The sequence below is a fragment of the Mesorhizobium sp. M0060 genome (genome assembly GCF_040323155.1).
Lineage (GTDB): Bacteria > Pseudomonadota > Alphaproteobacteria > Rhizobiales > Rhizobiaceae > Mesorhizobium.
Genome location: NZ_JAMYUP010000036.1, coordinates 43,210 through 53,835, shown reverse-complemented (window position 1 = coordinate 53,835; position 10,626 = coordinate 43,210). Strand labels below are relative to the sequence as shown.

The 10,626-nt window shown below is 61.6% G+C and carries 12 protein-coding genes; 10 read left to right on the top strand and 2 right to left on the bottom strand.

Annotation, left to right across the window (positions count from 1 at the left end):
• Positions 1-385: 385 nt before the first annotated feature.
• The 3 genes from NKJ94_RS26230 (at position 386) to tolA (ending at position 2,616) form a co-directional block, all read left to right on the top strand.
• Positions 386-967, top strand: a complete 582-nt coding sequence (locus NKJ94_RS26230; RefSeq protein WP_352529170.1) for a VOC family protein — start codon at positions 386-388, stop codon at positions 965-967.
• A gap of 27 nt (positions 968-994) precedes the next feature.
• Positions 995-1,861 carry a glutathione S-transferase family protein gene (locus NKJ94_RS26225; protein WP_352529168.1) on the top strand — a complete coding sequence of 289 codons (867 nt, stop codon included), beginning with the start codon at positions 995-997 and terminating at the stop codon, positions 1,859-1,861.
• A gap of 350 nt (positions 1,862-2,211) precedes the next feature.
• A complete protein-coding gene (tolA, locus tag NKJ94_RS26220) occupies positions 2,212-2,616 on the top strand; it encodes a cell envelope integrity protein TolA (RefSeq protein WP_352529166.1) in 405 nt (134 codons plus the stop codon).
• Between the two features lie 146 nt (positions 2,617-2,762).
• On the opposite strand, the gene NKJ94_RS26215 is transcribed toward tolA, so the two are convergent.
• On the bottom strand, positions 2,763-2,978 hold the full coding sequence (locus tag NKJ94_RS26215) for a hypothetical protein (RefSeq protein WP_352529164.1): 216 nt from the start codon (positions 2,976-2,978) through the stop codon (positions 2,763-2,765).
• Between the two features lie 331 nt (positions 2,979-3,309).
• Between NKJ94_RS26215 and NKJ94_RS26210 the strand changes: the two genes are divergently transcribed.
• Positions 3,310-4,305: a DUF2865 domain-containing protein gene (locus NKJ94_RS26210; protein WP_352529162.1), complete on the top strand. Its 996-nt coding sequence runs from the start codon at positions 3,310-3,312 to the stop codon at positions 4,303-4,305.
• A 91-nt stretch (positions 4,306-4,396) separates the two neighbouring features.
• Here NKJ94_RS26210 and NKJ94_RS26205 read toward each other — a convergent pair whose 3' ends face one another.
• Complete coding sequence (locus tag NKJ94_RS26205; RefSeq protein WP_352529160.1) at positions 4,397-4,750, bottom strand: hypothetical protein; 354 nt, start codon at positions 4,748-4,750, stop codon at positions 4,397-4,399.
• Positions 4,751-5,408: 658 nt separating this feature from the next.
• On the opposite strand from NKJ94_RS26205, the gene pstS reads away from it, so the two are divergent.
• Genes pstS through phoB form a run of 6 tightly spaced genes read left to right on the top strand, consistent with a single transcriptional unit; the run spans position 5,409 to position 10,620 of the window.
• Positions 5,409-6,470 carry a phosphate ABC transporter substrate-binding protein PstS gene (pstS, locus tag NKJ94_RS26200; RefSeq protein WP_352529158.1) on the top strand — a complete coding sequence of 354 codons (1,062 nt, stop codon included), beginning with the start codon at positions 5,409-5,411 and terminating at the stop codon, positions 6,468-6,470.
• Between the two features lie 59 nt (positions 6,471-6,529).
• Positions 6,530-7,519: a phosphate ABC transporter permease subunit PstC gene (pstC, locus tag NKJ94_RS26195; RefSeq protein WP_352529156.1), complete on the top strand. Its 990-nt coding sequence runs from the start codon at positions 6,530-6,532 to the stop codon at positions 7,517-7,519.
• A 3-nt stretch (positions 7,520-7,522) separates the two neighbouring features.
• The gene (gene pstA / locus NKJ94_RS26190; protein ID WP_352529154.1) at positions 7,523-8,374 is read left to right on the top strand and encodes a phosphate ABC transporter permease PstA; all 852 of its coding nucleotides are present in this window, start codon (positions 7,523-7,525) and stop codon (positions 8,372-8,374) included.
• On the top strand, positions 8,371-9,174 hold the full coding sequence (pstB, locus tag NKJ94_RS26185) for a phosphate ABC transporter ATP-binding protein PstB (RefSeq protein ID WP_352529152.1): 804 nt from the start codon (positions 8,371-8,373) through the stop codon (positions 9,172-9,174). The genes pstA and pstB overlap by 4 nt, the downstream gene beginning before the upstream one ends.
• A gap of 32 nt (positions 9,175-9,206) precedes the next feature.
• Entirely contained in the window at positions 9,207-9,914 is a 708-nt protein-coding gene (gene phoU / locus NKJ94_RS26180) for a phosphate signaling complex protein PhoU (protein WP_352529150.1), read from the top strand.
• 16 nt (positions 9,915-9,930) lie between these two features.
• Complete coding sequence (gene phoB, locus NKJ94_RS26175; RefSeq protein ID WP_031212149.1) at positions 9,931-10,620, top strand: phosphate regulon transcriptional regulator PhoB; 690 nt, start codon at positions 9,931-9,933, stop codon at positions 10,618-10,620.
• The last annotated feature ends 6 nt before the right edge of the window (positions 10,621-10,626 follow it).

The following is a 10,626-nucleotide window of genomic DNA, read 5'->3' as shown; positions in this document are numbered from 1 at the left end:
ATCGCGGCGAAAGCTGCAATGTTTTCAATGGGGGCCCTGCGACCGGTTGGGCAACCTAAGTGCTTGATCTTACGAGAAACAAGCACGCCCCTTGGGCGTACCAAGATCTCACAATATTCATATGCGCCGGCATCGGCTTGGCCATGCCGGGCGACGCTTCTGGCGCAGCGCCCGCAATTGAATTAGCATCACGTCATGAACTATGAGCCGGGAGGCTCAAACCGGCGCACAGAACGCCGGGCAGGGAACGGCTCGAGAGGCCGGATAGGCGATCACCCGTATCCGCAATGCGGATTGCCGATCGTGTGGAGCGCTGCCGCAACTTGATCGGCACGGATCGATGTCGCCCGTGTCATATGACGAGATCGCAGGGAGGAGAGGGCCAATGCAGAAACTGCAGTCGCAGGGCGTTCATCACATCACGCTGGTCGGCGCCGGGCGCCAGACCTCGATCGATTTCTGGGAGGGCGTGCTTGGCATGCCTTTCACCTTCGAGCAGCCCAACCTCGACAAGGCCAGCGAAAGCCATCTCTATTTCGATCCGGGCGACGGCCGGCTGATCACGGTCTTCACCGACGAGAGCCGGACGCCGGTCAAGCGGCGCACGCCGACCGATACGGGCTGCGTCCATCACATTGCTTTCGCGGTGTCGCGCGTCACCTTTCTGCAGGCGGTCGCCCGGCTCGACGAGCGTGAAATCAAGCACAGCGGCGTCAAGGATCGCGGCTTTATGGACTCGATCTACTTCGAGGATCCGCTCGGCCTGCTGATCGAACTCGCCTCCTACCGTTTCGAGCCGCCGGCGGGCTTCACCCATGCCGACGTTCTGATGCAGGCGCACAAGGTCCGCGTCGCGCGCGGCGATTACAACATCGCCGAAGTGCACCTTGCCGATGCGATCCAGGCGCTCGTCGAGCGCTCCCGCGCGACCTTGTCGGAGGATCGCGCACCGAAAAATCCGTACTGACGGCACGCCAAACAAAGGGAGGATATAATGGCAAAGACAGCAACGAAGAGCGCGAAGAAGCCCGTGGCCAAGACAGCCACGCCCCGAGCGAAACCTGCGGCCAAAGCCGCCGCCAAGTCAGCGGCGAAAGTGGCAAAGCCGGCGGCCAAGGTCTCCGCCAAGAAGCTGGCGCCGAAGGCCAAGGCGAAACCGGCGAAAAAGCCCGCGCTCACGCTCAGCATGCTGAAGCCGAGCGTCAACAATATGAGCGTTCGGGTGTTTGCACGCGCCGCCGGGCTCGACCATTCCGAGACCGACGTATGGGGCCAAACGCGCTCGCCCGAATATATGGGGCGGAACCCGGCCCATCTGACGCCGATGATCGAGGACAAGGGTCTGCCGAGAGGTGTCCTGTGGGAAAGCTGCGCCATCATGCAGTACCTCGCCAACAAGCACGGGCTGGAGAACTTATATCCTAAGGCGCCCGCCAAGCGGGCAATGATCGACAGCGCCATGTTCTACCTGATCGGCACGCTCTACCCCTATGTGGCGCGCGCCACCTATCCTGCACTGAATTTTCCGCAATATGCCGGCGAGGTTGGCCACAGCGATGCCCACCCCGACAGGAAATCGGAAGCCCAGAAAGCCGCGGCGGCCGCAATTGCCGAGCCGCTGGAGGTCTTCCACAGCTTCTTCAGGAACGGCAAGCCGTTCATCGGCGGCAAGAACCCGTCGATCGCCGACATCCGCCTGGCGGCGACGCTCGAATTCCTGGCCGTCATCGACTACGCGCTGCCCCAATGGGCAAAAGACTATATGGCGGCGATCGAGAAGAAGCTCGGCAAGGCCTATGCGGAGCCGGCCGGCGACGTGCGCGGCTATATCGCCTATGTGAGGTCGCAGGCCAACGCCTGAGGCACATGCCAATAGCGGTCGTCCGCACGTCTGCAGGAGCCGGTAATGAACTTTTTTTAATCTCCCCTGTTTGCACGATGTGGGGAGCTTAAGGTTTCGTTAACCTAAACCCCTTCTACTGAATCCACCTCCAGCCCGCGACCACGGATGTACTGGCGCGGATGGGAAGCAAAGGTCGGCTGCGCGCCGGCCTTTTGCTTGTTCCAGCCCCTGCCGAAGTTGCGCCTGACGGCGCTTCACGACGCCTGCATGGCTGATGAACCGCGTCGCCATCTTGTCATCGCCGATGTTGGCCCTACCATCGAAGTTAGTCCCGTCCTCGAGGGCGGTTCAAGGACAGAGGCCCTGCCATGAAAAGCATTGCTGGAATGATTGTGATTGCAGGCGCCATGCTGGTGGACGCAACCAGTCAATCGAACGCAGCGACGCTCAACACCATGCCCGAGGTCGGGGCTGCCATCCAGGCGTGCTGGACACCGCCGGCGAATGCCGGGAATTCCACCGTCACCCTGAGCTTCAGCTTCAGGCGCAATGGTACATTGATCGGCCGGCCCAAGCCGACCGCCATCCGCGTTGCCGGCGACGAGAAGGCGCGGCAAGCTTTTGTCGACGCGGCGACCGCAGCCGTGGAACATTGCCTGCCGTTGAGCTTTTCACCAGCGCTGGCTCAAGGCATCCCGGGCAAGGTGTTCACTCTGCAATTCAACTCGCCCAAACAAAAACAGCCTGCACCGCGAGTGCAGACTTCGCCTTGAAGAGCGGGCCAGATGCGTTCGAGGGATCTCAGAGCCGCGATAGATTCGGGATGGAGCTCTAGAATAGCTGTTTGTTTGAGCATGATCTTTTCCGAAAACCGGATTCCACTTTTCGCTGACGCGGACCTTCGGTTCGGGATCATGCTCTAGTGGCGGCTTCGTCTGGCCTCGACATGTCGTGCTAGTTCCGGCATTTCGAAGACATAGTCGCTCCAGGCCGATTCCGGAATCTGGCCGGCGAGATAGCACTCCAGCAAAAGCCTTTGCTCGTGGTCAAGTGGCCTCGGTGCGCGCTCACGGTCCAGCCCAAGTGAATGGAACAGATTTTTGGTCAGCTCCGAGACAGTGAAGTGGATCGACATTTGCGGTCTCCTCCTTTGACCGCTCAACGTCGAACTTGGGACTAAGGTTTCAGCAGGGGGCGGCCGGTAACGCCGGATTGATCGTGGTGCGGAATCCGCCGGGCGCTTCAAACTTCGCCGTGGCGGCAGTCGCGGCGTTGTTGCCGGTTCGTCTCAATCTTGAAATAAAAATGTAATATTGAATTTACGCGAGTAGATATAATACACTAGAACCAAAGTCTCTGGCGGCGATGTGGCCCTCTTCAATTAGATAAAACTGATTTAGCTAGTTCTTATTCATAGTCGACAAAGAAATCCTGTTCTCGGCGCAACAAGCACAATGGTCGCTCCAATGACACGCCTCTGGCCTCTCACGATTCTGATGCTGGTGGCGGCAATAGCCGTTGCGCTCGGCACGTCCTCCTCCTACGCGGATAGCTGCGGCGCCATCAAGAGCCAATTGCTTTCGGCGGGGCGCAGCGGCGGGACCAGCCCCGAGCTTGCCCAACTGCGCCGTCAACTCGCCGCGATTCAAAGGCTGGAGAGACAGCGTCGATGCACGGCGAAAACGGCCGGGTTCTTCTTCAATCCCTGCGCCGACCTGGTCAGCAGCAAGGCGGAGGTGCAACGGCAGATCGCCAGACTGTCGAATTCGGGAAGGGACACGTCCGGCCTGAAGGCCAGGTTCGTCGCGCTGGGCTGCGCCGCACCCGCTGCCAAGAAGCAGCAGCAAGCGCCGCAAGACCAACGGCAGGCACAGCCGCGCACAGCACCCAAACCCCAGTCCGCAGGCGCAACAATGGGTGGCAATCGGATGCTGTTTTGCGTTCGCTTGTCGGACGGATATTTCTTCCCCGCGCCAAAATCGCAGTTCGCCAAGAACGACGATCTGAAGGAAACGGTCGATCAGTGCCGCTACATCTGCGACGATGCCGGCATCGAACTCTATACGCTGAGCGATGCCACCCGCGAAACTGAAGAGATGATCGCGCTCGAGACCCAAAGGCCCTATGTGGAGCTTGCGACAGCCTTCAGCTACCGCGACGACGCGAACTTCAAGGCCTGCGACGTCAAGCGCTATTACCAGCGCGTCGCCGAACTCAGGGCACGAACCGTGACACCGGCCAATATGACCAACGCCCTCATTCCGTTGCCCACGGCAAAGCCGGATTTTGGCATCGTCGCGGAAATTCCTGAATCCGGGATCGAAACTGCCGGTGCCGCTCTCGCAGAGGCAAAAACGCCGGTTGCCGAGGTGCAAGGGGCTGCCCAGCATCAGTCGGTCGAAAGAGCGATTAGCGCGCGGCCGGTGAGAGTGGTCGGGCCGGCCTTTTTCCCGGCGGACTGACCAAGGCGGGCGATGGTCCGAGACGGCGAACGGGTGGCCGGATAGCCGCTTCAAGGCGTAAAGCCCCACGCATCGACGGACGGCCGGTTGGTTATTCGCAGACCATACGGGCCCGTTTGCCGGGTTCGCTGACATTCCTGCAGGTGAGCGGCTTTGCCGGCTCCGACGACAGCATGGGCGGGTTGTTGGCGACCCCCCTCCGTGGCGCTGCAACGGAAGCTGCGCTCCTGCGCACCGCCGGCCTTTTCGGCGATTGCGGCGCCACGGGAAAGACGTCGGTCTCCAACTGCGACTGATCGGCTTGCGCCTGCGAAGAAGGCCGGTCCCAGAAACGGCGAACGTCGAGCGGCTTGGGAATGATCACGGTACCATCATAGCTGCGCGCGCAGCCGCTTCCCAAAAGCAGCACCAGGCACAGGAAGACAGGCGGAATCCGTCGAGACATCAGCAACACCCCTGCAAGCTTATAACGCCGCTTCGGCCTAACCGACAACCGGCGGAATAGTGCAGAGGGAGTAGGTACGGTGAAGTAGAAATCGTCGCACTTCCAGTCGAAGGCTCTGCTCGAAAGATCGAGCACCGGGTCGGGCGCGGATGGCGAGATCCAGCGCGAGGCGAGTTAAACCTTGCGATTCGTCAACGCTTCCAGCGTAAGGCCATGGTGCGATCGCACCATACCAATGCCGCGCTCAGTCGCGACAATAGGATATTCGAAGTTCCGCTCCTCCAGTTACGGGCGGGAGCAGCGACCGCCGGCAAGAAACAGGGTCAGATTTACCCCAACGGACCTGTTTCGGCGATGGCGCGGCCATGACACCTTCTGGCTGCATGCAACGCGCTCTCGCCCGGTTTTTCTTTTCGAGGCCGATTGCTGCGATCTCCGAGGGGATAATGTTGGCCGGAATTCACGCAAGCTGCTGATTCCAGCGGCAAACCGCGGCCATTCCGACAAAGCCCGCGGCCGCTCCTTCTTACCCCGGCTGGACAACGTTACCGGAGCGACATGAAACTGTCATGCGACTGTAATAATCGAGGGCTATTGGCCTCAGCGGGCGCCGGAGGAATGGCGCCGAGAGACCATATTCCGAACAGGAGCAGGCCACATGAGACATTTCATCCGCTCGGCGGCCGTTGCGATTGCAATGGCTGCGGCGACGACCACCCTCACCCTGTCCGCCGCGCTCGCCGCGGACATCTCCGGCGCCGGCGCCACCTTCCCCTACCCGATCTATGCGAAGTGGGCCGACACCTACAAGAAAGACACCGGCATTGGCCTTAACTACCAGTCGATCGGTTCCGGCGGCGGCATCAAGCAGATCAAAGCCAAGACGGTTACCTTCGGCGCTTCGGATGCGCCGCTCAGCGGCGACGAGCTTGAATCGTCCGGACTGGCCCAGTTTCCGATGGTGATGGGCGGCATCGTTCCCGTCGTCAATCTGGAAGGCGTCAAGCCGGGCGAGCTGGTTTTCGACGGAGCGACGCTGGCCGACATCTTCCTCGGCAAGATCACGCAGTGGGACGACGAGGCGATCAAGAAGCTCAATCCCGACGTCAAGCTGCCTTCGCAGGCGATCGCGGTCGTTCACCGTTCCGACGGTTCGGGCACCACGTTCAACTTCACATACTATCTTGGCGACGTCAGTGCGGACTGGAAGGACAAGGTCGGCGTCGACAAGGCAGTGGAATGGCCCGTCGGTATCGGCGCCAAGGGCAATGAGGGCGTTGCCAACAACGTCTCCCAGACCGGCGGCGCGATCGGTTATGTCGAATACGCCTACGCCAAGCAGAACAAGCTCACCTACACCGATCTGATCAACAAGGACGGCAAGAAGGTTGAGCCGACCGCAGTGGCGTTCTCGGCGGCCGCAGCCAACGCCGACTGGAGCTCGAAGCCAGGCTATGGCGTGATCCTCGCCAACCAGTCGGGCGCCGAGTCCTGGCCGATGACGGCGGCGACGTGGATCCTCCTGTACAAAAAGCCGGACGATGCCGCGACCACCGGCGAAGCGCTCAAATTCTTCGCCTGGGCATATGACAAGGGCGATGAGATGGCCGGCGAGCTGGACTACGTTCCGATGCCTGACAAGGTGGTCGAGAGCGTCAAGGCCATGTGGGCCAAGGAAGTCGTCGGCAGCGACGGCAAGCCGCTCTACTCGGCTATGTAATCTCCTCCAGGGAGGGCGTCGACGGCGCCCTCCCTGTTGCCTTCAATCGCGAGGACCCAATGACCATCGCTTCCGATGCCATGCCATCATCTGCAGCAGCCCGGGCCAGGGAAGCTACGGTGCGGCGCTTCGCGCTCACAGATGCCATATTCCGCGGACTCACCCGCGCTTCTGCAATTCTTGTGCTGGTCATCCTCGGCGGTGTCGCGATGTCGCTGTTTGCCGGCTCGTGGCAGGCGCTGTCGGCCTTCGGCTTCTCTTTCCTGACGACCGAAAGCTGGAATCCGGTCACGGAAAAATTTGGCGCGCTGGCGCCGATCTACGGCACCATCGTCACGGCGGCCATCGCCATCCTGATCGCGGTGCCGATCGGCATCGGCATTGCGGTCTTTCTCACCGAACTCTGCCCGCGTCCGCTGAGGCGCCCCATCGGCATAGCGGTCGAGCTCTTGGCCGGCATTCCCTCGATCATCTATGGCATCTGGGGCCTGTTCGTGTTCGCGCCGTTCCTGCAGACGACGATACAGCCCTTCGTCATCAACCTCTTCCATGGTGTGCCGGGACTATCCAGCCTTTTCGCCGGCCCTCCCTACGGCATCGGCCTTCTGACCTCCGCGCTGATCCTTGCCATCATGGTGCTGCCCTTCATCACCTCGATCACCAAGGACGTCTTCGATACGGTGCCGGCGGTGTTGAAGGAATCGGCCTATGGCATCGGCTGCACGACATGGGAAGTGACCCGGCGCGTGGTCATTCCCTATACCCGCATCGGCATCATGGGCGGCGTCATGCTTGGCCTCGGCCGCGCGCTCGGCGAAACCATGGCGGTGACCTTCGTTATCGGCAACGCCCACCGCATCAGCGCCTCCCTGTTCGCTCCGGGCACGACCATCTCGGCGACCATCGCCAACGAATTCACCGAGGCCGACGGCGACCTCTACACCTCTTCGCTGGTTTCGCTCGGCCTGATCCTGTTTGTCATCACCTTCCTGATCCTTGCCGCCGCCCGCTATATGCTGATGCGGATCGACGCCCGTACGGGAGCCTGACCGATGTCGACATCCTCATCGCTCCACAGCCGCCGCAAAGCCAGGAATTCGGTGATGATGACGCTTTGCGTCGTCGCCGCCGGCATCGGGCTTGCCTGGCTGGCGCTCATTCTCGGCGCGTTGGTCTATAAGGGCACAGCCGGGCTTTCGCTCGCGGTCTTCACCGAGATGACGCCACCACCGGGCGAAGCTGGCGGCCTGCTCAACGCCATCGCCGGCAGCCTGGTCATGACGGTCATCGCCGTTATCGTTGGCACGCCAATCGGCGTTCTGGCCGGCACCTACATGGCCGAGTATGGACGCTTTTCGCGCATCACCACCGTCGTCCGCTTCATCAACGACATCCTGTTGTCGGCGCCGTCGATCATCATCGGCTTGTTCGTCTATGAATTGATGGTGCGGCCAATGGGGCATTTCTCGGCGATTGCCGGCGCCGTTGCGCTTGCCATCCTGGTCATTCCGGTGGTCGTGCGCACTACTGAAGACATGCTCAACCTGGTGCCGAACGCGTTGCGTGAAGCCGGCGCCGCGATCGGCGCGCCGCGCTGGGTGGTGATCCGTTCGGTCGCCTACCGCGCCGCATTGTCCGGCATCGTCACCGGCATATTGCTGTCGATAGCACGCATTTCCGGCGAGACGGCGCCGCTGCTCTTCACCGCGCTCAACAACCAGTTCTGGAGCAGCAATATCAACGCGCCGATGGCCAGCCTGCCGGTGACCATCTTCCAGTTCGCTCTCAGCCCTTACGAGGAATGGCAGCAGCTGGCGTGGACCGGCGCACTCATAATCACCCTGACGGTTCTGGGCTTGAGCATCCTCGCCCGCAGCCTTACCGGACGCAGAGAGGACAGATGACACAGATGTTGTCCCCGGACATGACGATGACCGAAACGGTCGCCGAGAAGACGAAGATCGAGGTCAAGAACCTCAACTTCTACTACGGCCAGAGCAAGGCGCTGAAGGACATCAGCCTGTCGCTGCCCGAGCGCAGTGTCACGGCCTTCATCGGGCCTTCGGGCTGCGGGAAGTCGACGCTGCTGCGCGTCTTCAACCGCATCTACGAGCTCTACCCGAAACAGACAGCCGAGGGCCAGGTCCTGCTCGACGGCAAGAACATTCTCGACCGGTCGCAGGATCTCAACCTGCTCAGGACCAAGATCGGCATGGTGTTCCAGAAGCCGACGCCGTTCCCCATGTCGATCTACGAGAACATCGCCTTCGGCGTCAGGCTCTACGAGAATCTCGGCAAGTCCGAGATGGACGGCCGCGTCGAACAGGCGTTGAAGCGTGCCGCGCTTTGGGGCGAGGTCAGGGACAAGCTCAACGCCAGCGGCTTGAGCCTCTCCGGCGGCCAGCAGCAGCGGCTCTGCATTGCCCGCACCGTGGCAGTGAAGCCGGAAGTCATTCTGCTCGACGAACCGGCCTCGGCCCTCGACCCGCTGTCGACCGCCAAGATCGAGGAACTGATCGACGAATTGCAAGCCGACTACACGATCGTCATCGTCACTCACAACATGCAGCAGGCGGCGCGCGTGTCGCGCCAGACTGCCTTCATGTATCTGGGTGAGCTGGTCGAGTTCGACCGGACCGAGAAGATCTTCACGTCGCCCCGCGAGAAGCGCACGCAGGACTACATCACCGGCCGCTTCGGCTGAGCGGTGCCGATCACGCAGACGAGGACAATATCATGGCCGAACATACAGTCGCGTCTTTCGACGAGGATCTCGAGCAGATCAGCAAGCTGATCCGCGACATGGCCGACCTCGCCGGTTCGATGGTCGGCGGGGCGACCAAGGCCCTGTTGAATTCCGACAATGCGCTGGCGCAGCGCGTTGTTTCGGACGACGCCATCATGGATGCGCGTCAACGCGAACTGGACGACCGCGCCATCACCCTGATCGCCAAGCGCCAGCCGATGGCCCACGATCTGCGCCATGTCGTCGGGGCGATCCGCATGGCCGGCGACCTCGAACGCATCGGCGACCTTGCCAAGAATATCGCCAAGCGTGTGAGTGCGGTCGGCCTCAGCGTCACGCCGCGCGACCTATCGCATTCCATCGATGCGATGGCGCAGCTGGTGCTCATCCAGGTGCAGGGCGTCATCGAGGAGTATGCTGCCGGCGATGCGGCCGCGCTGGCCAAGCTACGCGCCGCCGACGAGCGCATCGACGTCAAATACACGTCCGTGTTCCGCGAGCTGTTGACGTACATGATGGAAGACCCGCGCAACATCACCGCTTGCACGCATCTGCTGTTCTGCGCCAAGAATCTGGAGCGGATCGGCGACCATGTCACCAACATCGCCGAAAATGCGTATTATGTGCTGACCGGCGAGCAATTGCCTGTCAATCGTCCGAAGCAGGACGAAACGACAATGTCCGCACCGGTGACATGATGGGGGTGCCCAGCCGATGATCGCACCACGCATAATGGTGGTGGAGGACGAGGAGCCGTTGGGTGTGCTGCTCCGCTACAATCTCGAATCCGAAGGCTACCAGGTCGAGGTGGTGACACGCGGCGACGAAGCCGAGATCCGTTTGCAGGAGAATGTGCCCGATCTTCTGGTGCTCGACTGGATGATACCAGCGGTTTCCGGCATCGAGCTCTGCCGACGGTTGCGGGTGCGCCCCGAAACCGAGCGGCTGCCGATCATCATGCTGACCGCGCGCGGCGAGGAGAGCGACCGGGTGCGCGGTCTTTCGACCGGCGCCGACGACTATCTGGTCAAACCGTTTTCGACACCGGAATTCATGGCCAGGGTCAAGGCGCTGCTGCGCCGCGCCAAGCCGGAAGTGCTGTCCAGCGTGCTGAAGGTCGGCGACATCGTGCTCGATCGCGAATCGCACAGGGTCTATCGCAAGAAGAGCGAAATCCGGCTCGGGCCGACCGAATTCCGGCTGCTCGAATTCATGATGCGGCATCCCGGCCGCGTCTTCTCGCGCAGCCAGTTGCTCGATAATGTCTGGGGCGAGACGATCTACATCGACGAACGCACCGTCGACGTGCATGTCGGGCGGCTGCGCAAAGCCGTCAATAACGGCCGCATGCCGGATGTCATCCGCACCATCCGCGGTGCCGGCTATGCGATCAGGGAAGATTGACCTGCC